Here is a 25,367-nt window from a genome sequence, read left to right on the forward strand (position 1 = left end):
TTAGCGCTTGAGCAGATCGATGAAGAAGCTCTTCGCCGGGCCCAGCTGCGCGGTCGACTTCCACAGCAGATCCACTGTGATCAAGCCGGTCTCCTTCTCGATGACAGGCTTAAAGGTTGAGAGCGTGCCTATGGCCGCCTTCTCTTCATACATGCTCAAGGGGATGATCCCCCAGCCGATGCCCTGTTCCACCAGGCGTATCATGTCATCCAGATCTGACGCCTCCCAGGTTTCCTGAGACACGCGCCCAAGCTTGGCCAGATACTCGTTTTGCAACATGCTGGAGCAGACGATCTGCCGCTCGTTGATCAACATCTCGCTGTCTACCGCCTCCAGATCCGCAAACTTATAGTCTGGGCTACAGATACACACCCACTCGATACGTGCAATTCCGATGAAATCCAGATTCTCAGGTACCGCCTCGGACATGATGTTAAAGCCGACATCAACCTCATCGGCTTCGATCGCCCTATTAAGGTGGTTGCCTGTGAGCTTCACCAGTTTGACCCGGGTAAAGGGAAACTTCTCCGCCATCTTCTCCAGCGCCGAGTCGAACACTGACATGGGCACCAGGGGATCGGCGCCGATAACCAGCTGATCTTCGACCGCCTCGATCACCCCCTTGGCATAACTTTCCATACGAGTCGCCTGGCGCATAAGCGCCTTGGCCTGATGATAGAGTCGTTCGCCCTGCTCGGTGAGCTGAGGATACTTGGTGCTGCGGTCAAACAGCTCGACCCCAAGATCCAGCTCGAGGTTATTCACCCCTATGCTGACCGAGCTCTGGCTCTTGCCTATGTGTCGGGCGGCGGCCGAAAAGGATCCTTTCTCTACGGCGGCAATAAATGCGTTGAGTTGTTCTAGATTTAACATTTGCGACCTATTCGATTACAAGATACTTACTAACTCTAGTGATTAAAGCTCATCGGAGATACTAACGCCAGTACATTTTACAACCAAGACTAGAGATCAAGACTATGAGCAAATTAATCGCAAAAACCTCAATCATAGCAGTCGCCACCTGTGCCCTGCTGTCACTAAACGCTATGGCCGCCGAGGCGCCTGCCGAAGAGAAGGTCAACTATGGTGACCCAACCGCCAGCTTCACCACTGTGGGCGTGTCCACCAGCAAAGATGTTGACCAGATCTCCGGCATGATGGGCGTTGGCAGCAACATCTATCAGTTGGATCTTAACCGCGACAAGAATACCGGCGACTTCAGCGGCCGTGGCCGTTACTTCCACGTCACCGACGGCCTGGGTTACTCTGTGGATGTGATTGGCGACGCCAACACCCAGACCATCTTGGGCGGCATGATCTACAAGTTCCAGCTTAACGACAACGTCTCTATCTTCCCAATGCTGAGCGTGGGTGGCACCCAGACCAAGCGTCCGCTGGAAAATGACAAGTATGACCGTAGCAGCCTGGTACAGGCGGGCGTCTACGCCATGTATGGTTTCGATGCGGGTCACTGGGTCTACGCCAACCCTAAGAGCACCTACCATGTGAAGAACGAATCCTTCATCAATCAGGTCGAAGTAGGTGGCGGCTTGATGGTAACCGACAACATCTCCATCGGCGCCAAGGTAGAGTACACGGCTCCCTTCGACACCCCACAGGGCCGCATGAAGGAAGACACAGTCACCTGGTTACAGGCCAACTACTACTTCTAAGTCGAAATGAAACAGCCACCTAATGAGGTGGCTGTTTCTTTAAGCGTTGGAAATCTTGCCAACTATTGCTGCTTGAGCCGACTGTTGTTGTAGATGGCGGGCATGATCAGCAGCAGGGTGATCAGCAGGAAGATCACCAGCTCGAACAACACCCACTCCTTGAGCAGCACAGCCGGAGCCAGCGCAGCGCCGATAGACTGAGCCGCCACCGCCAGACGAATGGCATGCCCCTCAGGATCCGCCTCGGAGATCACCCCCATGAAGAAGGGCAGCAGGAAGTTCCACATAAACATGAAACAGCTCACCGCCACGAAATAGACCAGGGGATCCCGGGTCGAGAACAAGAGCACGATGGCGATGCTTTGCCCCAGCACCCCGAAGGTGATCACCCGCTGACGATTGCCATATTTGGCCAACAGCGAGGCGCTCACGGCGCCGAGCAGGCTAAACAGAGTTCCGGTCGCCAGTATCACCCCCTGATCGATCTCGCTGATACCGATACGGGTCGCCACCACGCTCAGCATGGACCATGCCCCCACGTTGGCCAACATGATCATCAGGATGGCAAACAGCGCGGTATAGAGAAACACCTTACCCGTCTTCACTCCTTTGATCTTCGGCATCTGCTGCGCCCGGGTATCCACCGGCAACAGCACCATCAGCAGACAGAAGCCCGCCACCAGCACCAGCAGGCCGTCGAATCCCCCCTGTAGCCTCAGCTGAGGGTAGAGGAGAAACAGCAGACCACTGTAGAGCATCTGCATGGCGATCGCCCGGCCGAAGGCGGCATCGGGCAGCTTGTCGTGGGACAGGGTATCGAAGCAGCGCACGATCAAGATGCCGGCAAAGAAACCGGCGGCGAAACGTAAGACTACAAACCACTCCACCGCGCTGCAGAGCGCACTACCAAGGTGTGCGAGTGCCAGGGCCAGGAAGACACCACGCTCCGAAATGAAGTTCATTCGCTGCCAGAAGAAGCAACAGATAGAGGCCAGCGAGAAGCCAACCAGTTCTATGGTCACCACATAGGTGAGCGCCAGCACTGGCTCGGCGAACTGGCGGGAGATCACATCGAAATAGATGGGCAATAACAGGAAGACGCTTGACGCCACCGACATCTTAACGCCGGCATACAGACTAAAGCCCCCTCTGGATGTAGACAATACCCACTCTCCTCACTCAAAACGACCATGACGCCTAGTTAAGTTTATTCATGATCTCGCGAAAAAACCTGTTAAACAGGTAAGTTACCGCCAGCGAGCCAAAAAGCCCAGCCATTATTCGCGTCAGAGGAGGAGAATGTGAGGGCGCGCGCCGACTACACAGCCTGACCGACGGCGACGCCCGATGCCCAGGCCCACTGGAAGTTGAAGCCGCCTAGCCAGCCGCTGACATCCATCACCTCACCGGCAAAATAGAGTCCGGGTACCTTCTTACTCTGCATATCCTTGGAAGAAAGTTCGTTGGTGTCCACACCACCTAAGGTCACCTCGGCGGTGCGATAGCCTTCGGTGCCATTCATCAGCAGCTGCCAGTTGTGGAGATTGTCCACTATCTGATCGCGCTGAGCATGCACCAGCTGATTGAGCGACATGTTGAGCAACGCCTCGTCGAATAACACCTCGACCAGACGTTTCGGCAGCCACTGCGACAGGGTATTGCGCAGGCTCTGCTTGGGATGCTGCTCCTGGGCCTCACTCAATGCCTGGGCGGCGTCGAGCTGGGGCAACAAGTTGATCGAAATACTCTCACCCGGCTGCCAGTAGTTGGAGATCTGCAGAATGGCTGGGCCAGACAGGCCTCTGTGGGTAAACAGCAGCGCCTCGCTAAACTGGGTGCCATCTTTCGCGGTAATGGTACTTGGCACAGCGATACCCGAAAGGGGCTCAAACTTCTGCTTCTGCTCACTGTGCCAGGTAAAAGGTACTAGGCCCGCGTGAGTCGGCAACACCTTGAGACCAAACTGCTCGGCGATCTGATAGCCGAAAGGCGAGGCACCGAGCTTGGGCATAGAGAGCCCGCCGGTTGCCACCACCAGCGACGCACAGCTGTATTCGCCCTTGCTGGTCTCCAGCCTGAAAAGACCGTCATCCTGCTTGCTGATAGCGAGAATATCGGTTCTGAGCTGCACCTCGGCGCCCGCCCATTCGCATTCGGTCAGCAGCATGCTGACTATCTCTTTGGCCGAGTCGTTACAGAACAGCTGGCCATGATCTCGCTGGTGATACTCGATGCCATGGCGCTCCACCAGTTCGATAAAATCCTGAGACGAGTAGCGCGCCAGGGCCGACTTGACGAAGTGGGGATTGGCACAGATAAAGTTAGCCGGCTCCACTTTTTGATTGGTGAAGTTGCAGCGGCCACCGCCACTGATTAAGATCTTGCGCCCCGCCTGTTTGCCGTTATCTAACACCAGGACATCTCGGCCGCGATAGCCCGCCGTCGCCGCGCACATGAGGCCCGCCGCGCCCGCACCGATAATGATCACGTCATGATGTTTCACTTAAATACCGCCTCAAACAAATTAATAACAACCAAACGCAGCCCCACAAAAAGGGGAAAAGCCAAAATGTCTGGAACATTTTTGGCCGTGTTAAATCCCCTCTTTCACCATCCCTGGTGAGCGGGGATAAGTATGTCCATATACAAAAAAGGGCGCTATTTTAGCACCCTTTGTTATTTTTCGCATGAGTCGCCGATGGCCACTATTCGCTGTCAGTCGTCTCCGACTTTTTCTCTCTCGCCAACAATGCCTTAGCCGCCTCATGTGGCGTACCGCCCTGGTAGAGCACCTTATACACCTGCTCGGTGATCGGCATCTCGACACCCAGACGCTTAGCCAAGGTATAGACCTCTTTGGTGTTACGGTAACCTTCAACCACCTGGCCAATCTCGGCCTGAGCGGTATCGACATCCTTACCCTGGCCCAGGGCCAAACCGAAACGACGGTTGCGGGACTGGTTATCGGTACAGGTCAACACCAGGTCGCCAAGACCCGCCATGCCCATAAAGGTAGAAGGTTGAGCGCCGATGGCCTCACCAAGGCGAGACAGCTCCACCAAGCCACGGGTGATCAGTGCGGTGCGGGCGTTGGCACCAAAACCGATGCCATCTGACATGCCCGCGCTGATGGCAATAACGTTCTTCACCGCGCCGCCAAGTTGCAGACCGATAAAGTCGTCGTTGGCGTAGACACGCAGGCGTTTCGGGCTATGCAGCAACTCCACCAAATCATTGGTGAAGGTCTCGTCGGTACCGGCGACCGAGATGGCAGTGGGCAGGCCTGCCGCCAGCTCTTTGGCGAAGGTCGGACCCGACAATACCGCCAGCGGATACTCGTCACCTAAAATCTCGCGCGCCACTTCCTGTAACAGACGACCGGTTTCCGGCTCCAGCCCTTTGGTCGCCCAGACGATGCGGGCATCTTTGCGCAGCAGCGGTTTCGCCTGCTTGAGCACAAGACCAAATACATGGCTAGGCACCACGACCAACACATTGTTGGAGGCGGCTAATGCAGTTGCAAGGTCGGCTTCGGGGATTAAGAGATCCGGCAGCGGGATACCGGGCAGAAACGCCTCATTGGATCGATCCCTTTTCAGGTTCTCGATATGATCAGGCTCGTGGCCCCAAATCAGGGTTTTGTGTCCGTTACTGGCTAAAGAAATAGCAAGGGCGGTGCCATAAGAGCCCGCCCCCAGTACCGTTATATCGGCAGTGTTGTTCATGCGTAATTAAGCGTTCGCTTCTGCTGCTTCACCGGCAGCTTCTGCCTGCGCCTGACGCTGTTGCACGTATTGAGCGAACAGGGCGTCGAAGTTAACTGGCGCTAGGTTCAGTTGTGGGAAAGTACCACGGGCAACCAGGCTACCAACCGCTTCACGAGCGTATGGGAAAAGTACGTTCGGGCAGTATGCACCCAGTGAGTGAGCCAGCTGCTGATCAGTCAGACCAGAGATAGCGAAGATACCCGCTTGTTGAACTTCACATAGGAAAGCGGTTTCTTCACCGTTTTTAGCCGTAACAGTCAGTGACAGAACAACTTCATATACGTCGTCGGCCAGCTTAGCGCTGCGAGTGTCAAGGTCTAGCTTAACTTCTGGATTCCACTCTTTCTGGAAAACAGCTGGGCTGTTTGGCGTTTCGAAAGAGATATCTTTAGTGTAAACACGTTGAATGTTGAACTGTGGACCCTGTTGTTCGTTATTTACTGCTTCAGCCATAATTTCCTACCTAATCAATTTTGTTCGATTCGTTCCGTATGGAGAATCATCTTCAGGGCCTTTGTTACTCGAGTCCTAATCTAGACCTCAGCCACCATCCCGATTTTAGTATTTCCTTAAATCCCACCAGATGGGCGATTTAAGCCATTTTTTATAAGAGATGACACTCTAATCAAAGATGCTTAATAAAAGCAAACTTTGTGTGGGTTATCTTTTGGTTTTGGCAACGGGTAAGTTATTTTGTTGCCATTCGCTCATCCCACCCTTGAGGTTATAGACAGTTTCAAAACCTGCTTTAACCATCAACTGAGCCGCTTGCGACGAGGTCATCCCTGCATTGCATACCATTATAATGGGACTGGCTTTAAACTTTTCAAGGGCAGATGTCTTATTATTTTTAATTTCTGCTAAAGGCATGTTAATCGCGTCGACGATATGGCCTTTCTTAAACTCTTCCTTAGAGCGCACATCGACCACCTTGGCGTCTTGCTTGTTAATTAACAAGGTCGCCTGCTGATGATCTACAGTTTTCACTTTCGAGATACTAGACTTAAAAACGCTCACAATAAGCGCAGCAAACAAGCCCACCCAGGCGAGACTCAACATAGGGTTGGCTTTAAAAAATTCGATATATTCTTGCATAGTTTTCGGCCTACTTCTGTGGCTTGAGAGACTGTTCGGGCTGAGAGTATAACCGATTGTCCCGGCAGATTGCAGCATGTAGTTCACCTCTGGCAGAGCGCCGAGATTGAGAGATCCCTAAAATTGTGACGGGCTCGATGAGGGCTATCGGTGTAAATCACTTTTTGATCGCCCCTGTACGTAGTAATATTTATCCAATTTCAGAATTCTAGTTTTCTTTTTAACGTTAATAGGTACCACCATGACGACACGCAAACGCCCATTGGCACTGCTGATCCTCGATGGCTGGGGTTACCGTGAAAATACCCACATGAACGCGGTATATCACGCCAACACACCAGTACTCGATCGCCTCAACAAAGAATACCCCAACAGCCTGATCTCAGGCTCTGGCCTAGATGTCGGCCTGCCCGACGGTCAGATGGGTAACTCAGAAGTTGGCCACATCAACATAGGCTCTGGCCGCGTGGTCTATCAGGAGCTGACCCGCATCGGTAAGTCGATTGAAGATGGCGAGTTTGACTCTAACCCAGCCTTTGTCGACGCCGTCGACAAGGCGATCGCCGCAGACGGCGCCGTACATATCATGGGGCTATTGTCACCCGGTGGCGTACACAGCCATGAAAGCCACATCCAGGCCATGTGTAAGATGGCGGTAGCGCGCGGCGCCAAGCAGGTCTATCTGCACGCCTTCCTTGACGGTCGTGACACGCCGCCGAGAAGCGCCAAGGGCAGCCTGCAGGCCTTCAACGAGCTGTTTGCCGAGCTAGGCACTGGACGCATCGCCTCCCTCATTGGTCGCTACTACGCCATGGACAGAGACAACCGTTGGGATCGCGTCTCACAAGCCTATGAGCTGATCACCCAGGGCAAGGCGCTGCACCAGTATCAAGATGCCGTGGAGGCGCTCGACGCCGCCTATGGCCGTGATGAAAACGACGAGTTCGTTGCCAGCTCGGCCATCACAGACGCCGACGGCCAGGTTGCGACCCTCAATGACGACGACGCGCTGATTTTCATGAACTTCCGCGCCGACCGTGCCCGTCAGATAACCCGCAGCTTCGTCGACCCAGCGTTCGATGGCTTCGAGCGTGCGGTGACCCCTAAGATCAACTTCGTCATGCTGACCGAATACGCCGCCGACATTAAGGCGCCTGTCGCCTACCCATCGGTGGATCTGGTCAACACCCTGGGCGAAGTGCTGCAAAACAGCGGCAAGACGCAGCTGCGTATCTCGGAAACCGAGAAATACGCTCACGTCACCTTCTTCTTCAACGGCGGTAAAGAAGAGCCGTTCGAGGGCGAAGACAGGATCCTTATCCAGTCGCCTAAGGTCGCCACCTACGACCTACAGCCAGAGATGAGCTCGACCGAGCTGACCGACAAACTGGTAGAGGCGATCGAGTCGACCCAATATGACGTGATAATCTGTAACTACCCTAACGGTGACATGGTGGGTCATACCGGCAACTTCGATGCCGCCGTCAAGGCCTGTGAGGCGGTCGATGCCTGTATCGGTCGAGTGGTTGAGGCGCTGGCCAAGGTAGATGGTGAGTGTTTGATCACCGCCGATCATGGTAACGCCGAGCAGATGACCGACGAGCAAACTGGCCAGGCGCATACCGCCCACACCAGCGAACTCGTGCCCCTCATCTATGTGGGACGCAAGGGTGAGATCGCACCGAACGGAAGATTAAGTGATTTAGCGCCAACCATGTTAACCTTGATGGGACAAAGCGTGCCATCAGAGATGACAGGGCACTCAATCATTACCCTAAGCGAGTAACGACTCTTTGCTTAAACGTTCCGGTTTCTATAAAGCCAGCATACTTGCTGGCTTTATCATGCTCTCTTGTACTGCGCAGGCATCCGACCTGAAGCAGCGTCAATCCGAGCTTGAAGCTATTCAGAAACAGATAAGCAACCAGCAGTCGGCCCTCAAGGACACCAGTCGCCAACATGAGAAGCTGATATCCCTGCTGAAAAAAGATGAGCAGGCGATCGCTGCGGCGGCAAAGAAGGTGACCAATACCAGGGCGTCACTGGCACAAACCGACAAGAAACTGGCCGAGCTAGACGGCCGCAAAGCAGAGCTTGATACCCTCAAGCAGACGCAACAGAAGACATTGTCCAACCAGCTAGCCAGCGCCTATCTGGCGGGCAACCACGATTACACCAAGATGCTGCTCAATCAGCAGAGTCCGGCCACCATAGAGAGACTGCTCGCCTACTATCAGTTTCTCAACAAGGCGAGAATGGACGCCATCAAGCAGCTGCAACAGACCATGACCGAACTGACGGCCGTCGAGTCTGAGCAGAAGGCCCAGCAAACCAAGCTCAACGAGCTGATCCTCAACCAGGAGCAGCAGGCCAAGGCGCTCACCCAAGAACAACATCAACGTCAACAGACCCTGAAACAGATAGAGCGCACCCTCAATTCACACGGAGCCAAGCTGGAACAACTGCAGATAGAGGAAGCCAGCTTGAAGCGGGTGGTCGAACAGGCGCTAAGGGCCATGAAAGACAACCCCAGCATGGAAGGCCTCTCCAGCCGCCAGAAGCTTAGCTGGCCGACCAAGGGCCGTATCCGCGCCGGGTTCGGCAGCCTACGTTCGGGCGAAGTGAAGTGGAAGGGCGTGATGATGGCCGCCCCAGAGGGGCAATCGATCAACGCCATCGCCTCGGGCAAGGTGATCTATGCCGACTGGCTCAGAGGGTTCGGTATGGTGATGGTCGTCGACCACGGCAAGGGCTACATGAGCCTCTATGGCCACGCCCAGACCCTGCTCAAGGATGCCGGCGACAGCGTTAAGAAGGGTGAGACCATCGCCCTGGTCGGACGCTCGGGTGGACAGACAGAACCTGGCCTATACTTTGAAGTAAGGCATAAGGGGCAAGCGGTCGATCCTGCGAGATACTGTAGACGATAACGCGACAACGACCCCGAGTAATGGGGAGGTCGTCCATGTCTCAAATGATCCGCTATTTCACCTGTGTCGCCCTAGGGCTGACCCTAGGTCTCTCTATCACCTTGTTTGGCCACGAGAATGCCAAAGAGTATCAGCCCAAGGTCAACTACCCACTCCTCATCGACATCATCAGCACGGTAGAGACCTACTACGTAGACAAGATCTCTCAGGAAGATCTGATCCAGGCCGCCATTGAGGGGGTATTCAGCAAGCTAGACCCCTATTCAAACTTCCTCGACAGCCAAGCCTTCTCCGACATCAAGGATGCCAACAAGGGCGAATACTTCGGTTTCGGCATAGAGATAGCCACAGAACAGAACCAGGTCACCATCATCAGCCCCTTTCCCCATTCACCAGCCGCCAACGCAGGCATTCAGCCCGGAGACCGCATCGTCAAAGTCAACAATGAAGCGGTAACCGCCAAGCAGCTCGAGAATGTGCTGGAGGAGATCAAGTTCCACAGTCAGCATAATCTGGCCATCAACCTGTCGTTAAGCCGCGCCAACTCGGAGGCCCTGTTCGACGTGACACTCACCCCTAGCCTTATCGACGTCAACTCGGTAGAGGGCGAGTTGCTCGACAACGGCATAGGGTACATCAAGCTCTCCAGCTTTCAGGACGACTCTACAGAAGATCTCATTAAGCTGCTTACCCAATGGCAAAATGAGCCCATGACAGGCCTGATCCTGGATCTGCGTAACAACCCTGGCGGCCTGCTGGATCAGGCGATCAAGATTGCCGACATCTTCCTCGCCAAGGGACGCATCGTCTCAACCCGGGGTCGCTTCTTCGACGCGAACTCCGACTACTTCGCCTCACCACAGACCATGTTCTCCAAGCTGCCGCTTACCGTGCTAATCAACAAGGGGTCGGCCTCGGCCTCTGAGGTGCTGGCGGCAGCGCTGCAGGAAAACAAGCGCGCCACACTGATCGGCGAAAAGAGCTTCGGTAAAGGTACGGTGCAGAGCCTGATCCCCACTCTTATTGAGGGCAATGCCATCAAGCTGACCATAGCCCACTACACCACACCGAAAGGCAGAGACATACACGCCATCGGCATAGAGCCGGATATAAATATCCCGGGCGAGACTATGACTGCCGGACAAAGTATGCCTATAATCGATGAGCAAACACCCCATGAGGAGAGCGCCCACGATAGGGTTATCGAATCGGCGATCTCATGGATAAAAACAAATAGTTAGTGAATAACCAAAACAGTGCGCTTATTACTCTTATTAGCTGTCTTATTTACCACACCACACTGCTTCGCCGCCCAGGTCTCCATCATCATTGACGACATAGGTTATCGTCAGACTGACGAGGCGGTATTAGCATTGCCAAGCGACATCACCCTCTCAGTATTGCCCCATACCCCACTGGGCGAAAGGCTTGCCGCCATCGCTCACGACAAGGGCCACGAGATCATGTTGCACCTGCCCATGCAGGCATTAAATGGCAAGGAGATGGGCCCAGGCGGACTGACCAATCAGATGAGCGAACAGGCTCTCAAGCGGGCGGTCGATGACGCCTTTAAGAGTGTTCCCTACGCCAAAGGTGTCAACAACCATATGGGTAGCCTGCTCACACAACTCGATGCCCCCATGACCTGGCTAATGGAGAGCCTGAAGCAGCAAGACAACTATTTTGTCGACAGCATGACCACCAGGTACAGCAAAGCCAGCGACGCAGCCAACAGGCTGGGGATTCCGCTATTGAGAAGACAACTCTTTCTGGATAACGATGTATCGCCACAGGGGCTTGAGAGACAATTTAACCAGCTGATCCAGCTGGCAAACAAGGAGGGGCAACTCATAGTGATCGCCCACCCCTATCCCGAAACCATCAGCTTCTTAAAGGCGAATCTGTCCAGACTCTCGGATGAAGGAATCGCCTTGGTAAATACATCCAGGCTCTTGCCCTATCGCCTCGCACAGAAGGAACCCGCGGCCAGCGACAAGGCGCATTTAAGATAGGCAAACTTAAGAAAGGCTAAGTTAAAGCTCTAAGACTGGGATGGTAAGATCCGGTAGCAAGGCTCTAAGCTCGTCACGATTACTGACGACATCGGCCAATGAGTATTTATCTAGCACGGCCAGATAAGCGTCGACCGCCTCGGCGAGCACGCCCTTGAGCTGACAGGCTGGCGAGAAACGGCAATAGGGTTTGCTGCAATCGATAGGCGACAGCGAGTTTTCCAGCGTGCGCACCAGGACACCGATATTGATCTGATCCGCCGGCTTACCGAGCTTAAAACCACCTGCCTTACCGCGTACCGTCTGCAGATAACCTTCTTTACCAAGATGGTGCACTATCTTAGACACATGATTAGCCGACAGATCGAACACCTCGGTGATCTCGGCGATTCTAAACAGGGTTTCTCTCTCTGGCGATAAGGCCAGGTACATTAACGTACGAATACCAAAATCTGTATAACGAGTTAACTGCATAACCTACCTTCTAGGACTGGGTCGCCGCTTCTAAAGATGTAATCAACCAAAGTGCCTCTTCTGCCGTCGAACCACAGACTTCAGGTTCAGCGATGAAACGATCACACAGCGCCGGGCGCTCAGGGTGACCGAATATCTTGCAAAGATTCCGCTCATCTAACTGGGTGCAACGCACCCCGGCAGGCTTGCCATTGGGCATGCCAGGGATAGGGCTGGTGATAGACGGCGCTATACAACAAGCACCACATCCTAGACGACAATTCATACGGCATTATACCTATATTTGCGTAGCTTGTTAGTCATTAAGATCACAGCATTATTCTGAGATTTCATAAAGCTTAGCCCCACCTAATAGTAAAAGAGATAAAAACACTAAGGTTCTATAGAGAACGCCATACAGATAATGACGTTATCGCTAGAAGAAAAACAACAACTCAGTTGCGCCTATCTAGCGAACTTATGTTTATTAACTCATTCATCTTATGCCATCGCCTTGCTTTAAGGATTAGCTAAACGCTGCAGTTTATCTGCCCTCTAGTGGGTACTTCGTAGCACCAAGCAGCTAAGCTACGAGCCGGGGCAAGGCACATGAATGTGTCGAATGCCGTAAACGCAGGATACAGTTTATGGCCAAGCTCAGCGCTAATATTAGGCACCTGTCATGGCCAGCTTTGAGCCAGACATCAACACTAACTCCCTTCTCTCTCACATGGGGGCGTAAGGTATCCGATTAGAACTTAACAGAGGGAATAAACATTCCTGTTACTTTGTCAAAGCAAAAAAACTGTAGCAGCTGGAAATGACCTACTCGGTTCGCGCCGCGAACACATGGGGGTGAGAGTAAGGCGCTTTAAATACGCAGTATTTAGCCTCACTTGAACGCGGAGAAGCTATGCTTCGTAGCCGGAGACCCCGCTTAGCGGTGGGACGACGTCGGGAGTAGGCATTCATGCCTACATAAGTGAATAAGCCACCTGACTTTACTTAAGGTGGTTTCGAGAGGGTATGCCGATAATTTCATAAACCCCAAACGCAAAAAAGCCACCTTATTCAGGTGGCTTCTTCACTTAATTAGGCGCCTGGAAATGACCTACTCTCACATGGGGAGACCCCACACTACCATCGGCGCGATTGCGTTTCACTTCTGAGTTCGGGATGGGATCAGGTGGGACCACAATGCTATGGTTTCCAGACAAATTTGGAAATTCGGAAAGCTGTACTCTTATCTAAGAGTCAATCTGAGTTCGCACTTCAATCAAGTACTTTTGTATTCTTTTGATTACGTAAAACCATTATACGAAACCCTTTTGGGTTGTATGGTTAAGCCTCACGAGTCATTAGTACAGGTTAGCTCAACGCCTCACAACGCTTACACACCCTGCCTATCAACGTCCTAGTCTCGGACGGCTCTTTAGAGACCTTAAAGGTCTAGGGATGACTCATCTTAGGGCTCGCTTCCCGCTTAGATGCTTTCAGCGGTTATCGATTCCGAACGTAGCTACCGGGCAATGCCATTGGCATGACAACCCGAACACCAGCGGTTCGTCCACTCCGGTCCTCTCGTACTAGGAGCAGCTCCCTTCAATCATCCAACGCCCACGGCAGATAGGGACCGAACTGTCTCACGACGTTCTGAACCCAGCTCGCGTACCACTTTAAATGGCGAACAGCCATACCCTTGGGACCGACTTCAGCCCCAGGATGTGATGAGCCGACATCGAGGTGCCAAACACCGCCGTCGATATGAACTCTTGGGCGGTATCAGCCTGTTATCCCCGGAGTACCTTTTATCCGTTGAGCGATGGCCCTTCCATTCAGAACCACCGGATCACTATGACCTGCTTTCGCACCTGCTCGACGTGTATGTCTCGCAGTTAAGCTGGCTTATGCCATTGCACTAACCGTACGATGTCCGACCGTACTTAGCCAACCTTCGTGCTCCTCCGTTACTCTTTGGGAGGAGACCGCCCCAGTCAAACTACCCACCAGGCACTGTCCTCAACCCCGATTCAGGGGCCAGAGTTAGAACATCAACACTACAAGGGTGGTATTTCAAGGATGACTCCACGAGAACTGGCGTTCCCGCTTCAAAGTCTCCCACCTATCCTACACATGTAGGGTCAATGTTCAGTGCCAAGCTATAGTAAAGGTTCACGGGGTCTTTCCGTCTAGCCGCGGGTATACGGCATCTTCACCGCAATTTCAACTTCACTGAGTCTCGGCTGGAGACAGCGTGGCCATCATTACGCCATTCGTGCAGGTCGGAACTTACCCGACAAGGAATTTCGCTACCTTAGGACCGTTATAGTTACGGCCGCCGTTTACCGGGGCTTCGATCATGAGCTTCTCCGAAGATAACCCAATCAATTAACCTTCCGGCACCGGGCAGGCGTCACACCGTATACGTCATCTTGCGATTTTGCACAGTGCTGTGTTTTTGATAAACAGTTGCAGCCACCTGGTATCTGCGACTCCCGTCAGCTTAGAGAGCAAGTCTCATCACCAACAGGAGCGTACCTTCTCCCGAAGTTACGGTACCATTTTGCCTAGTTCCTTCAGCCGAGTTCTCTCAAGCGCCTTGGTATTCTCTACCCGACCACCTGTGTCGGTTTGGGGTACGATTCCTGCTAACCTGAAGCTTAGAAGATTTTCCTGGAAGCATGGCATCAACTACTTCATCACCGTAGTGACTCGTCATCAACTCTCAGTATTAGGTACCCGGATTTGCCTAAGTACCCTACCTACAGCCTTAAACGCGGACAACCAACGCCGCGCTAGCCTAGCCTTCTCCGTCTCTCCATCGCAGTTAGCAGAAGTACGGGAATATTAACCCGTTTCCCATCGACTACGCCTTTCGGCCTCGCCTTAGGGGTCGACTCACCCTGCCCCGATTAACGTTGGACAGGAACCCTTGGTCTTTCGGCGAGGAGGTTTTTCACCCCCTTTATCGTTACTCATGTCAGCATTCGCACTTCTGATACCTCCAGCGTGGGTTACCCCTTCACCTTCAACGGCTTACAGAACGCTCCTCTACCGCACTAGCGCAAGCGCTAGTACCCATAGCTTCGGTGTATTGCTTAGCCCCGTTATATCTTCCGCGCAGGCCGACTCGACTAGTGAGCTATTACGCTTTCTTTAAATGATGGCTGCTTCTAAGCCAACATCCTAGCTGTCTAAGCCTTCCCACATCGTTTCCCACTTAGCAATAACTTTGGGACCTTAGCTGATGGTCTGGGTTGTTTCCCTTTTCACGACGGACGTTAGCACCCGCCGTGTGTCTCCCGAGTAGTACTCATTGGTATTCGGAGTTTGCAAAGGGTTGGTAAGTCGGGATGACCCCCTAGCCTTAACAGTGCTCTACCCCCAATGGTATTCGCTCGAGGCGCTACCTAAATAGCTTTCGAGGAGAACCAGATATCTCCCGGTTTGATTGGCCTTTCACCCCCAGCCACAAGTCATCACCGCATTTTTCAACATACGTGTGTTCGGTCCTCCAGTTGATGTTACTCAACCTTCAACCTGCCCATGGCTAGATCACCGGGTTTCGGGTCTACACCTTGCAACTAAACGCGCAGTTAACACTCGGTTTCCCTACGGCTCCGCTATTCGCTTAACCTCGCTACAAAATGTAAGTCGCTGACCCATTATACAAAAGGTACGCAGTCACGGTCTCAAGAACCGCTCCCACTGCTTGTACGTATACGGTTTCAGGTTCTATTTCACTCCCCTCACAGGGGTTCTTTTCGCCTTTCCCTCACGGTACTGGTTCACTATCGGTCAGTCAGGAGTATTTAGCCTTGGAGGATGGTCCCCCCATATTCGAACAAGATATCACGTGTCCCGTCCTACTCGTTTTCACCTAAAGTTAGTTTTCATGTACGGGGCTATCACCCTGTATCGCTGTGCTTTCCAACACATTCCACTAACACCCTCTAGGCTTAAGGGCTAATCCCCGTTCGCTCGCCGCTACTAGGGGAATCTCGGTTGATTTCTTTTCCTAAGGGTACTTAGATGTTTCAGTTCCCCTCGTTCGCCTCACTAAGCTATGTATTCACTTAGTGATGACACCTTATGGTGCCGGGTTTCCCCATTCGGACATCGTTAGCTCAAATGCTTGTTACTAGCTCGCCAACGCTTTTCGCAAGTTACTACGTCCTTCATCGCCTCTGACTGCCAAGGCATCCACCGTATACGCTTAGTCACTTAACCATACAACCCAAATGAGTTTCATCTGAGTCGCATCGCAACTAACGGTTTCTACTTTCGCCAAAAGAATACTCAAGTCACTTGATTAAAGTGTGTTTTGAGAACTCAATTATTTTTCGCAATAACCTTTCGGTTATTACTATCAGCTTTCCAAATTTTTAAAGAACAAGCATCGTCGCTCGGACGTGCCACTCGCTCTAACAAGAACAAGTTATCTGTGTGAACACTCAACAAATATCAGTCAATCGTATAGGTAAGGAGGTGATCCAGCCCCAGGTTCCCCTAGGGCTACCTTGTTACGACTTCACCCCAGTCATGAACCACACCGTGGTAAACGCCCTCCCGAAGGTTAAGCTATCTACTTCTGGTGCAGCCCACTCCCATGGTGTGACGGGCGGTGTGTACAAGGCCCGGGAACGTATTCACCGTGGCATTCTGATCCACGATTACTAGCGATTCCGACTTCATGGAGTCGAGTTGCAGACTCCAATCCGGACTACGACCGGCTTTGTGAGATTAGCTCCACCTCGCGGCTTCGCAACCCTCTGTACCGACCATTGTAGCACGTGTGTAGCCCTACTCGTAAGGGCCATGATGACTTGACGTCGTCCCCACCTTCCTCCGGTTTATCACCGGCAGTCTCCCTAAAGTTCCCGGCATTACCCGCTGGCAAGTAAGGATAAGGGTTGCGCTCGTTGCGGGACTTAACCCAACATTTCACAACACGAGCTGACGACAGCCATGCAGCACCTGTCTCAGAGTTCCCGAAGGCACCAATCCATCTCTGGAAAGTTCTCTGGATGTCAAGAGTAGGTAAGGTTCTTCGCGTTGCATCGAATTAAACCACATGCTCCACCGCTTGTGCGGGCCCCCGTCAATTCATTTGAGTTTTAACCTTGCGGCCGTACTCCCCAGGCGGTCTACTTAATGCGTTAGCTTGAGAACCCAGTGTTCAAGACACCAAATTCCGAGTAGACATCGTTTACGGCGTGGACTACCAGGGTATCTAATCCTGTTTGCTCCCCACGCTTTCGTACCTGAGCGTCAGTCTTTGTCCAGGGGGCCGCCTTCGCCACCGGTATTCCTTCAGATCTCTACGCATTTCACCGCTACACCTGAAATTCTACCCCCCTCTACAAGACTCTAGTTGACCAGTTCGAAATGCAGTTCCCAGGTTAAGCCCGGGGCTTTCACATCTCGCTTAATCAACCGCCTGCGTACGCTTTACGCCCAGTAATTCCGATTAACGCTTGCACCCCTCGTATTACCGCGGCTGCTGGCACGAAGTTAGCCGGTGCTTCTTCTGCGAGTAACGTCACAGCTAACGGGTATTAACCGTTAACCTTTCCTCCTCGCTGAAAGTGCTTTACAACCCGAAGGCCTTCTTCACACACGCGGCATGGCTGCATCAGGCTTGCGCCCATTGTGCAATATTCCCCACTGCTGCCTCCCGTAGGAGTCTGGGCCGTGTCTCAGTCCCAGTGTGGCTGATCATCCTCTCAGAACAGCTAGGGATCGTCGCCTAGGTGAGCCATTACCTCACCTACTAGCTAATCCCACCTAGGTACATCCAATCGCAGAAGGTCCGAAGATCCCCTCTTTTCCCCCGTAGGGCGTATGCGGTATTAGCAGTCGTTTCCAACTGTTATCCCCCTCGACTGGGCAGTTCCCTAGGCATTACTCACCCGTCCGCCGCTCGTCAGCAAAGTAGCAAGCTACTTTCTGTTACCGCTCGACTTGCATGTGTTAGGCCTGCCGCCAGCGTTCAATCTGAGCCATGATCAAACTCTTCAATTAAAAGTTTTTGTGTTTGGCTTGCGCCAAACGACTCAATGAATTCTGATTCACATAAATGACTCGGAAGAATCATCTACATGTTTGTACATATTGCTATGAACACTCATCATTGCATTGAGATTTAAATCGTTTTCGATTAACTCAATACCTGTGAGTGCCCACACAGATTTCTTGTTTTATCTTGTTAAAGAGCATTGCATCATTATTTTCGATGCCGCCGCTGGCGCCGGGCCGTTGGCTTAGGGATGCGTATTCTACACTTCCCGAGGTTGGCGTCAAGGGTTAATTTTAAGAAGTTTTTCAAGCGTCGATTCTTTAACCAGAAGGCGACATTTGAAAGCCTTAAACCACTTTCTGCCCGACTCAACTCATTGCGTTTAACCGCTACTAAAATCGAGCCCCTGACCAGGCTGACCCCCTTTGTTTACCTGGCTTTCACCAGTTGAAGAAGTTGCTGCGCCGTGTCAGTGGATGCGCATTATAGGGGGGCGATTCTTTTACGCAAGGGCTTTTTGAAAGAAAATGACACTTTGATGACTAAGCGGGTAATAATCAGGCATTACGTACAAAAAAGGGGCTAAAAAGCCCCTTTTTCCTATCTTTCGCTATCTTTTACTACTAGTGAGTAATAGTCGCAGCCAGGTTATTGACTAAAGAAGCGTGACTCTTGGGTCGCCTCGACTGTCTCACCGTCTAATACCGTGGTGACCTTGAAGTCGACTCTGGTCATGGCCCGTGACAGTCCAACAGGATCCACGGCGACACTCACCGGCAGGGTCAGCACCTCGCCACCTTCGATGGTCACAGATTGCGGACCATACCACTGATAGTCAGGCAGACCTTCGACACTGAGTTGATACTCATGCTTGGCTTCCGTCTTATTCAAGATCTTCAGGGTAAAGGTGTTCTCGATTAGACCTTGATCATTTTCCCTAAAGAGCTGGTTACGGTCGCGAATGATATCGATACGCACAGGCGCTATGGTCACCGTCGCATAGATAAAGACTAAGATCATGAATGCCAACACGGCACCATAACCCAGGAGCTTAGGTCGTAGTACCTTCTCTTTCACGCCTTCGAGTTTGTTTTCCGTGGTGTAGGCGATCAAGCCTTTGTCGTAACCCATGCGCTCCATAGTGGTATCACAGGCATCGATACAAGAGCCACAGTTGATGCACTCATATTGCAGACCGTTACGAATATCGATACCGGTAGGACACACCTGCACGCAGAGATCGCAGTCGATACAATCGCCCAGGCCAAGGGCCTTAGGATCGGCCTTACGCGAACGGGGACCACGATCTTCACCGCGCTTGGTGTCATAACCCACGATAAAGGTGTTCTTGTCAAACATGGCCGATTGGAAGCGGGCATATGGGCACATGTGGATACACATGATCTCGCGCATCCAGCCGGCATTACCATAGGTGGCCACGGTAAACAGGGTTACCCAGAAATAGATGGCGCCCGAGGCGCTGCCGCTAAAGACGTCGGCATAGACTTCGGTGGTCGGTACGAAATAGGAGACGAAGGTCATGGCGGTGAGTAGCGACACCAATAACCAGGAGAGATGCTTGGCCGTCTTGCGCCAGACCTTATTAAAACTCCACGGCATCTGATCTAACTTCATCCGCTTATTACGGGCACCTTCAAATTTCTCTTCGAACCAGATGAAAATAAAGGTCCACACCGTCTGCGGGCAGGTATAACCACACCAGACACGGCCAAGATAAGTTGTCACAAAAAAGAGACCAAACGCGGCTATCATTAATAATGCAGCGAGTAAGGTAAGGTCTTGGGGCCAAATGGTTAGGCCGAAGATATGAAACTTCTGCTCACCCAGGTTAAACCAGACGGCTTGTCTGTCTCCCCAGGGGATCCAGGGCAAGATAAGGAAAAAGAGCATAGCAACCCAGCCCAAGCGGCGACGTAGCTGAGTCCAAAATCCTTCTATTGCTCTAACATAAATACGATTGCGGGGATTAAAACGATCGGATTTATTCTCGTCCGGCTGATGAATTTTGATCCGCTCAGCCTTGGAATAATCCTTTTTATTTGATTCTGCGTTCATATTTAACAGCCTTACAGCTTTAATATTCCATGAAAACTGGCTTATTATACATTTCTAATACTGATTGTTCACCATGGTTGGATAAATAATGAGAGGCTGGATTATTTTAGGTGCAGGGATAGGATTACTCTATTATCTAGCGACCGAGACAGACAAACTCGATGAGCCCATCGCGCAAACGGATGCCCTGATGAAGCGTATCGAACGTAAACTCGACTCGATGACGGGAACCAAGATCATCCGTGTCGACAAGAACATCGCGATGTTCAAGACGCAGATTGCCGAGCGACTGACTCGAAAAGAGTTAGCGGCACTGGACAATATTCTCGAATCGAAAGAATCGGTGCTCGAGTTTACCGAGAAATATTGCGGCAACAGCAGCAATCGCTTTGACGAGCTGAGCAAAGATAACCAGCAATTTATCTGCGACAAGCTCAGATAATCCCTCATAGGCTACAGAAAGCTTTGCCCAGCGCACGGTTTTCTGCAGCCTAATTGATCTCTATTCATAATGAGCCTAGCCTTGGCTCATCTCTCGATGCGACACACATAGGGTTACGAACATGACAGACAAGGTTTCCGATATCTTTGATCCCTCCTTATGGGATCGAGTACCTAGATTTGATTTCGAAGATATTACCTACCATAGGGCGAAGGATCAGGGCACGGTGCGTATCGCCATCAACCGTCCAGATTGCCTCAACTCATTTCGCCCTAAGACGGTCGATGAACTCTATATCGCCCTGGATCATGCCCGCCAATGGTCTGATGTAGGTTGTGTGCTGCTGACCGGCAACGGCCCGTCGGCCAAGGGACAGTGGTCCTTCAGTGCTGGCGGCGATCAACGTATCCGCGGCAAAGATGGCTACAAGTATGAAGGCGAAGAGACAGATAAACCCGACTTGGCGCGCATGGGCCGCCTGCATATCTTAGAGGTGCAACGCCTGATCCGTTTCATGCCTAAGGTGGTAATAGCCGTCGTGCCGGGCTGGGCAGTCGGCGGTGGTCATAGCCTGCATGTGGTCTGCGATCTTACCTTGGCCTCTAAAGAGCATGCGGTATTTAAACAAACCGACCCGGATGTCGGCAGCTTCGACTCGGGCTATGGCAGCGCCTACCTCGCCAAGATGATTGGCCAGAAACGCGCCCGGGAAATTTTCTTCCTCGGCTTTAATTACAGTGCGGAGGAGGCGTTCGACATGGGCATGGTCAACCGCGCCATCCCCCATGCAGAATTGGAAACCGAGGCACTGAGATGGGCCAAAGAGATCAACTCTAAGTCACCTACGGCTATGCGTATGCTGAAGTATGGTTTCAACCTGCCAGACGATGGCTTAGTGGGTCAGCAGCTGTTTGCCGGCGAGGCCACCCGCCTGGCCTATGGTACCGACGAGGCGGTAGAAGGCCGTGATGCCTTCCTGGAAAAACGGGATCAGGATTTCTCTAAGTTCCCTTGGCATTACTAGTCTCTACGTACGACTCAATCTAAGCGCATTGCTAATCGGTGCACATTAAGAATCAATAGCCAAATCATACCTATTGTCCCAGAGTGCCAGTTAAGGCATCTGTCACTCTGGGCGTTTTGCAACTTACTCACCTTTATTAATCGTCTTACTGCATTAAGCCAATCGCACTCTCCGACTTTACAACCCAAATGATAATAATTATCATTTAATTAAATCTAAGAGGAGACGCATCATGGCTAAGACATTCACCTTTGCAGTACTACACTTCGGTGTCGCATTCGGAATCACCTACCTGTTAACCGGTAGCATAGTGATAGGCGGCGCCGTGGCACTCATTGAACCGGCGATCAATACTGTCGTGTTCTACTTCCACGATAAGGTGTGGCAACGCATAGAGAAGCGCTCCCAGCCGCTGTTAGCCTAATTCGCAACTAATTACCGCCAACAGTAGCTTTTAACGCTTAAAAGCGGACCCTGTTTAGATTAATAATTGAAAAATAACTAATTTAATAGACGATAATTTTAAACAAAATCAAATTATCTGTACCCTTTGTAGGCGACATCTGCTATAAGTCGGATTCGATATTTTGCCGTTATCAACTGACAAAGGATTGTTATGAAAGCTCTTCTTGCCGCAGCTTGCCTGTTCGTTACACCTCTCTCTTTCGCGTCGGATTACCATCACGCCCTGTCACTAGGGGCTGGCATGGGTGAAACAAGAGTCTCATCGGGCAAAGCCATCGATGGTGATGACTTTCAGTCCCATTATGATCTCGCCTACCGTTACCAATTCAGTCCAGAATGGGGGGTAGAAGTGGGTTACATGCGACAGGATGTATTTATCACCAACCTCTTTAGCTTTTATGGCAATCAACTCGATGATGTCGGCAGCTTCCGAGCGGCAGCCCTGTATACACTCCCCCTGTCTCAGAGAAACCGATTGGTATTTAAACTCGGCGCGAACCAATATCGACTGGAGTTTACCGATACCGATGACAACGACCGTAAGTACACAGATGATGGTACCGGCCTACTGGCAGGACTAGGCTGGCGGATGGAGTTTGCGTCGGGCATGGATCTCGGTCTCACCTATCACTATCAGGCGATGGATTTACTCGATACCCATACCTTTACTTTCGCCCTTGGATATCGCTTCTGATACTGACATAAATGTAGGGCAAACCTGAAGACAGCGTTTGCCCTACTATTTGTACTAAGTCCCGCTGCAGACCCTTAGTCGACGCTTTCATTCACCCTTTCAGCCGTCCCATTTATTCGACGACTAGCACACCTTTGTACATCTGCATCTGGCAGTGAAATGCATATTCTCCAGGTGTCATGGCCGGAATCTTGATTACCGTAGGCTTATCCAATGCCAGCTCCTCACTGATCTCCAGCGCCGGCAGCTGTAGGGTCGCCGAACAGGCTGACTTATCCTGCCTTAGAAAGGTGAGTGATGTCGCCTGACCCGAGGGAATCTTGATACGCGACGGCGTATATACCCCATCCTTGACCACTATCTCTATGCCCTCCTGACTCACGGGCGCCTCGGGCGAGTAGAGCCAGAACCACCAGACAATAAAACCTATCAGGGCGAGACAGAACAGATTGATAAATAACATACCAGCCTCCTAATGCGCTTTGGCTTTAAACAGACGCAGACGATTGGCGTTGCTCACCACGGTTAGCGATGAGAAGGCCATGGCCGCACCGGCAATCACAGGATTGAGCAGTAAGCCGAACATGGGGTAGAGGATGCCGGCGGCAATGGGTATACCGGCGGCGTTATAGACAAAGGCACCAAACAGATTCTGTTTGATGTTTCTCAGCGTTGCCTTGCTGACCGCAATCGCATCGGCCAAACCGTGCAAAGAGCCACGCATCAGGGTGATGTCGGCACTTTCAATAGCCACATCCGTACCCGTACCTATGGCAAAGCCCACATTAGCCAGTGCCAGTGCCGGGGCGTCGTTGATACCATCACCCGTCATGCCCACTACCTCACCATCTTGCTGCAGCTCGGCGACCTTACTGGCCTTATCTTGGGGCATCACCTCGGCAAAAAACGTCTCTATGCCAACCTTAGCCGCCACCGCCGCGGCCGTGGCCTGATTGTCTCCGGTTAACATCACCACCTTGATGCCATTTTGCTTGAGCCGGGCGATCGCCTCGGCCGAGTCAGGCTTGATAGGGTCTGCCACCGCTATGATGGCAATAAGCTCTTTGTCCTGCGCCAGATACATGGGCGTCTTGGCCTCCGCCGCCAACTGCTGCGCCTTGGCCTGGTAGGCCTGAGTATCCACACCGAAGTCCTGCATCAATGCCTGATTACCAAACAGCAGCGTCTGCCCATTCAATTTGGCCTCGACCCCGCGCCCGGAGATAGCATTAAAGTCCTCGACGGCCTCCATCTGTATACCGCGGCTGTTAGCCGTCTCGACAATCGCCTCGGCCAGGGGATGCTCTGAGTGACGCTCGATACCGGCCGCCAGGGCCAATACCTCGTCTTCGCCAATGGAAGACACCTGAGTGACCACCACATCTGTGACCTGAGGTGAGCCCTGAGTAATAGTGCCCGTCTTATCCAGTACCATGACACTGATCTTAGAGGCGGTTTGTAGCGCCTCGCCGTTACGAATCAGCACTCCAGATTCGGCGGCCTTGCCCACACCCACCATGACAGACATTGGCGTGGCCAGCCCCAAGGCACAGGGACAGGCGATAATCAACACGGTTGTGGCCGAGACGATGGCAAACACCATGGAAGGCTCGGGGCCGAAGTTAAACCACACCATGGCGCTAACGATGGCGATGATCATGATGGCAGGAACGAAATAGCTGGCGATCACATCGGCGAGCCTGCCGATAGGCGGCTTAGAGTTCTGCGCCCGCTTCACCATGGCGATGATTCTGGCCAGCGCGGTATCTTTACCTACTCGGGTCGCGCTAAAAACGATGGAGCCGGACTTATTCAGGGTCCCCGTGACAACTTCGCTGTCTATAGCCTTCTCAACCGGCATAGGTTCGCCGGTCAGCATAGACTCATCCACCATGGTGGTGCCCTCGATGACCAAGCCATCGACGGGGATCTTCTCGCCGGGGCGCACCCGTACCTTGTCGCCTTGCAGCACCTGAGCGATGTCGATATCCAGTTCCTTACCGTCGCGTATCACCCGCGCCGTCTTGGCCTGTAAGCCGATCAGGCGCTTAATCGCCTCCGAGGTCTTGCCCCTTGCCTTGACCTCCAGCGCCAATCCCAGGTTGATCAAACCTATGATCATCGCCGTGGCCTCAAAATAGACGTGGCGCGCCATCTCGGGCAGCAGGGTTGGAAAGGCGACCACCAGCATGGAATAGAGCCAGGCTGTGCCGGTGCCTAAGGCGATAAGCGTGTCCATGTTGGCGTTGTGGTGTACAAAGGATTTCCACGCCCCAACATAGAAGTGTTTACCAGACAGAAGCATGATGCTCAGGGTCACCAAGCCCACCAGCCCCCAGGCTAGCTGTTCGGTCGTGGTCGTTACCGTCATCTCGCCGATAAACAGGCCATAGATCATCAAGGGAATACCCACAGACAAGGCGATAAAGGTATGGCGCAGCAGGCTGCGGTAATAGTCGAGATCCGCCTGCTCCTTCTCATCCATGGCATCATCGCTCGCCTCGGCCTGCAGCTGGGTCGCGTTATAACCCGCCGCCTCGACGGCCGCAATCAGCTGCTGCGGCGTTGCCGTTCCAGATACGTCGACGATGCGCTCGGCAAAGTTCATCTCGGCCGAATCGACCCCGGGGACAGAATTTAATGCCTTCTCTATCTTACCGACGCAGCTGGCACAGCCGGCGCCTATGATATTGAGTTGTACTCTGTTGGTGTCCATC

General features: G+C 52.5%; 20 protein-coding genes and 3 rRNA genes. 9 read left to right on the forward strand and 14 right to left on the reverse strand.

Features of this window, described 5'->3' with window-relative positions:
- The gene (locus K0I31_RS19825) at positions 1–873 is read right to left on the reverse strand and encodes a LysR family transcriptional regulator (RefSeq protein WP_011867592.1); all 873 of its coding nucleotides are present in this window, start codon (positions 871–873) and stop codon (positions 1–3) included.
- A 104-nt stretch (positions 874–977) separates the two neighbouring features.
- On the opposite strand from K0I31_RS19825, the gene K0I31_RS19830 reads away from it, so the two are divergent.
- On the forward strand, positions 978–1,673 hold the full coding sequence (locus K0I31_RS19830; RefSeq protein ID WP_011867593.1) for a hypothetical protein: 696 nt from the start codon (positions 978–980) through the stop codon (positions 1,671–1,673).
- A 62-nt stretch (positions 1,674–1,735) separates the two neighbouring features.
- Here the strand turns inward: K0I31_RS19830 and K0I31_RS19835 are convergent, their stop codons facing one another.
- The 5 genes from K0I31_RS19835 to K0I31_RS19855 form a co-directional block, all read right to left on the reverse strand.
- Positions 1,736–2,836: an MFS transporter gene (locus K0I31_RS19835; RefSeq protein WP_011867594.1), complete on the reverse strand. Its 1,101-nt coding sequence runs from the start codon at positions 2,834–2,836 to the stop codon at positions 1,736–1,738.
- Between the two features lie 155 nt (positions 2,837–2,991).
- Positions 2,992–4,176, reverse strand: a complete 1,185-nt coding sequence (locus K0I31_RS19840; protein ID WP_220079494.1) for a BaiN/RdsA family NAD(P)/FAD-dependent oxidoreductase — start codon at positions 4,174–4,176, stop codon at positions 2,992–2,994.
- 202 nt (positions 4,177–4,378) lie between these two features.
- Complete coding sequence (gene gpsA / locus K0I31_RS19845; RefSeq protein ID WP_144204091.1) at positions 4,379–5,398, reverse strand: NAD(P)H-dependent glycerol-3-phosphate dehydrogenase; 1,020 nt, start codon at positions 5,396–5,398, stop codon at positions 4,379–4,381.
- Between the two features lie 6 nt (positions 5,399–5,404).
- Positions 5,405–5,893 (reverse strand): protein-export chaperone SecB, encoded by a 489-nt coding sequence (secB, locus tag K0I31_RS19850; RefSeq protein ID WP_011867598.1) that lies wholly within the window; start codon positions 5,891–5,893, stop codon positions 5,405–5,407.
- Between the two features lie 207 nt (positions 5,894–6,100).
- A complete protein-coding gene (locus K0I31_RS19855; RefSeq protein WP_041406823.1) occupies positions 6,101–6,535 on the reverse strand; it encodes a rhodanese-like domain-containing protein in 435 nt (144 codons plus the stop codon).
- 241 nt (positions 6,536–6,776) lie between these two features.
- Here K0I31_RS19855 and gpmM point away from each other — a divergent pair, with 241 nt between their 5' ends.
- From gpmM to K0I31_RS19875, 4 genes are read left to right on the forward strand one after another with little or no spacing between them, the layout of a single operon-like run.
- A complete protein-coding gene (gpmM, locus tag K0I31_RS19860) occupies positions 6,777–8,321 on the forward strand; it encodes a 2,3-bisphosphoglycerate-independent phosphoglycerate mutase (protein WP_220079495.1) in 1,545 nt (514 codons plus the stop codon).
- Between the two features lie 58 nt (positions 8,322–8,379).
- Positions 8,380–9,465 carry a murein hydrolase activator EnvC family protein gene (locus tag K0I31_RS19865; protein ID WP_011867601.1) on the forward strand — a complete coding sequence of 362 codons (1,086 nt, stop codon included), beginning with the start codon at positions 8,380–8,382 and terminating at the stop codon, positions 9,463–9,465.
- Positions 9,466–9,500: 35 nt separating this feature from the next.
- Positions 9,501–10,706 (forward strand): S41 family peptidase, encoded by a 1,206-nt coding sequence (locus K0I31_RS19870; RefSeq protein ID WP_220072679.1) that lies wholly within the window; start codon positions 9,501–9,503, stop codon positions 10,704–10,706.
- Positions 10,707–10,721: 15 nt separating this feature from the next.
- Positions 10,722–11,477 carry a divergent polysaccharide deacetylase family protein gene (locus K0I31_RS19875; protein WP_011867603.1) on the forward strand — a complete coding sequence of 252 codons (756 nt, stop codon included), beginning with the start codon at positions 10,722–10,724 and terminating at the stop codon, positions 11,475–11,477.
- A 21-nt stretch (positions 11,478–11,498) separates the two neighbouring features.
- Here the strand turns inward: K0I31_RS19875 and K0I31_RS19880 are convergent, their stop codons facing one another.
- From K0I31_RS19880 to ccoG, 6 genes are all read right to left on the reverse strand, one after another.
- Complete coding sequence (locus K0I31_RS19880) at positions 11,499–11,951, reverse strand: Rrf2 family transcriptional regulator (protein ID WP_011867604.1); 453 nt, start codon at positions 11,949–11,951, stop codon at positions 11,499–11,501.
- Positions 11,952–11,961: 10 nt separating this feature from the next.
- Positions 11,962–12,216, reverse strand: coding sequence for a YkgJ family cysteine cluster protein (locus tag K0I31_RS19885; protein WP_220079496.1), 255 nt, complete (start codon positions 12,214–12,216; stop codon positions 11,962–11,964).
- Positions 12,217–13,028: 812 nt separating this feature from the next.
- A 5S ribosomal RNA gene (gene rrf, locus K0I31_RS19890) occupies positions 13,029–13,144 on the reverse strand.
- 123 nt (positions 13,145–13,267) lie between these two features.
- Positions 13,268–16,160, reverse strand: a 23S ribosomal RNA gene (locus tag K0I31_RS19895).
- Between the two features lie 251 nt (positions 16,161–16,411).
- Positions 16,412–17,954, reverse strand: a 16S ribosomal RNA gene (locus tag K0I31_RS19900).
- The 16S, 23S and 5S rRNA genes sit together here, the layout of an rRNA operon.
- 643 nt (positions 17,955–18,597) lie before the next feature.
- Positions 18,598–20,025, reverse strand: coding sequence for a cytochrome c oxidase accessory protein CcoG (gene ccoG / locus K0I31_RS19905; protein ID WP_220079497.1), 1,428 nt, complete (start codon positions 20,023–20,025; stop codon positions 18,598–18,600).
- Between the two features lie 88 nt (positions 20,026–20,113).
- On the opposite strand from ccoG, the gene K0I31_RS19910 reads away from it, so the two are divergent.
- From K0I31_RS19910 to K0I31_RS19925, 4 genes are all read left to right on the forward strand, one after another.
- Positions 20,114–20,467 (forward strand): hypothetical protein, encoded by a 354-nt coding sequence (locus K0I31_RS19910; protein ID WP_011867607.1) that lies wholly within the window; start codon positions 20,114–20,116, stop codon positions 20,465–20,467.
- Positions 20,468–20,588: 121 nt separating this feature from the next.
- Complete coding sequence (locus K0I31_RS19915; RefSeq protein WP_220079498.1) at positions 20,589–21,491, forward strand: 1,4-dihydroxy-2-naphthoyl-CoA synthase; 903 nt, start codon at positions 20,589–20,591, stop codon at positions 21,489–21,491.
- A 232-nt stretch (positions 21,492–21,723) separates the two neighbouring features.
- A complete protein-coding gene (locus K0I31_RS19920; protein ID WP_144202201.1) occupies positions 21,724–21,915 on the forward strand; it encodes a DUF2061 domain-containing protein in 192 nt (63 codons plus the stop codon).
- Between the two features lie 192 nt (positions 21,916–22,107).
- The gene (locus K0I31_RS19925) at positions 22,108–22,650 is read left to right on the forward strand and encodes a porin family protein (RefSeq protein ID WP_220079499.1); all 543 of its coding nucleotides are present in this window, start codon (positions 22,108–22,110) and stop codon (positions 22,648–22,650) included.
- Positions 22,651–22,762: 112 nt separating this feature from the next.
- On the opposite strand, the gene K0I31_RS19930 is transcribed toward K0I31_RS19925, so the two are convergent.
- Positions 22,763–23,113, reverse strand: coding sequence for a cupredoxin domain-containing protein (locus tag K0I31_RS19930; RefSeq protein WP_220079500.1), 351 nt, complete (start codon positions 23,111–23,113; stop codon positions 22,763–22,765).
- 9 nt (positions 23,114–23,122) lie between these two features.
- Complete coding sequence (locus K0I31_RS19935; RefSeq protein ID WP_220079501.1) at positions 23,123–25,366, reverse strand: heavy metal translocating P-type ATPase; 2,244 nt, start codon at positions 25,364–25,366, stop codon at positions 23,123–23,125.
- Between the last annotated feature and the right edge of the window lies 1 nt (position 25,367).

The sequence above is a fragment of the Shewanella spartinae genome (assembly GCF_019457555.1).
Classification (GTDB): domain Bacteria; phylum Pseudomonadota; class Gammaproteobacteria; order Enterobacterales; family Shewanellaceae; genus Shewanella; species Shewanella loihica.

Coding starts and splice junctions, on each gene's coding strand:
- K0I31_RS19825 (WP_011867592.1), bottom strand. CDS start 873: ATGTTAAATCTAGAACAACTCAACGCATTTATTGCCGCCGTAGAGAAA.
- K0I31_RS19830 (WP_011867593.1), top strand. CDS start 978: ATGAGCAAATTAATCGCAAAAACCTCAATCATAGCAGTCGCCACCTGT.
- gpsA (WP_144204091.1), bottom strand. CDS start 5,398: ATGAACAACACTGCCGATATAACGGTACTGGGGGCGGGCTCTTATGGC.
- secB (WP_011867598.1), bottom strand. CDS start 5,893: ATGGCTGAAGCAGTAAATAACGAACAACAGGGTCCACAGTTCAACATT.
- K0I31_RS19855 (WP_041406823.1), bottom strand. CDS start 6,535: ATGCAAGAATATATCGAATTTTTTAAAGCCAACCCTATGTTGAGTCTC.
- gpmM (WP_220079495.1), top strand. CDS start 6,777: ATGACGACACGCAAACGCCCATTGGCACTGCTGATCCTCGATGGCTGG.
- K0I31_RS19865 (WP_011867601.1), top strand. CDS start 8,380: ATGCTCTCTTGTACTGCGCAGGCATCCGACCTGAAGCAGCGTCAATCC.
- K0I31_RS19870 (WP_220072679.1), top strand. CDS start 9,501: ATGTCTCAAATGATCCGCTATTTCACCTGTGTCGCCCTAGGGCTGACC.
- K0I31_RS19880 (WP_011867604.1), bottom strand. CDS start 11,951: ATGCAGTTAACTCGTTATACAGATTTTGGTATTCGTACGTTAATGTAC.
- K0I31_RS19885 (WP_220079496.1), bottom strand. CDS start 12,216: ATGAATTGTCGTCTAGGATGTGGTGCTTGTTGTATAGCGCCGTCTATC.
- ccoG (WP_220079497.1), bottom strand. CDS start 20,025: ATGAACGCAGAATCAAATAAAAAGGATTATTCCAAGGCTGAGCGGATC.
- K0I31_RS19910 (WP_011867607.1), top strand. CDS start 20,114: ATGAGAGGCTGGATTATTTTAGGTGCAGGGATAGGATTACTCTATTAT.
- K0I31_RS19915 (WP_220079498.1), top strand. CDS start 20,589: ATGACAGACAAGGTTTCCGATATCTTTGATCCCTCCTTATGGGATCGA.
- K0I31_RS19920 (WP_144202201.1), top strand. CDS start 21,724: ATGGCTAAGACATTCACCTTTGCAGTACTACACTTCGGTGTCGCATTC.
- K0I31_RS19925 (WP_220079499.1), top strand. CDS start 22,108: ATGAAAGCTCTTCTTGCCGCAGCTTGCCTGTTCGTTACACCTCTCTCT.
- K0I31_RS19930 (WP_220079500.1), bottom strand. CDS start 23,113: ATGTTATTTATCAATCTGTTCTGTCTCGCCCTGATAGGTTTTATTGTC.
- K0I31_RS19935 (WP_220079501.1), bottom strand. CDS start 25,366: ATGGACACCAACAGAGTACAACTCAATATCATAGGCGCCGGCTGTGCC.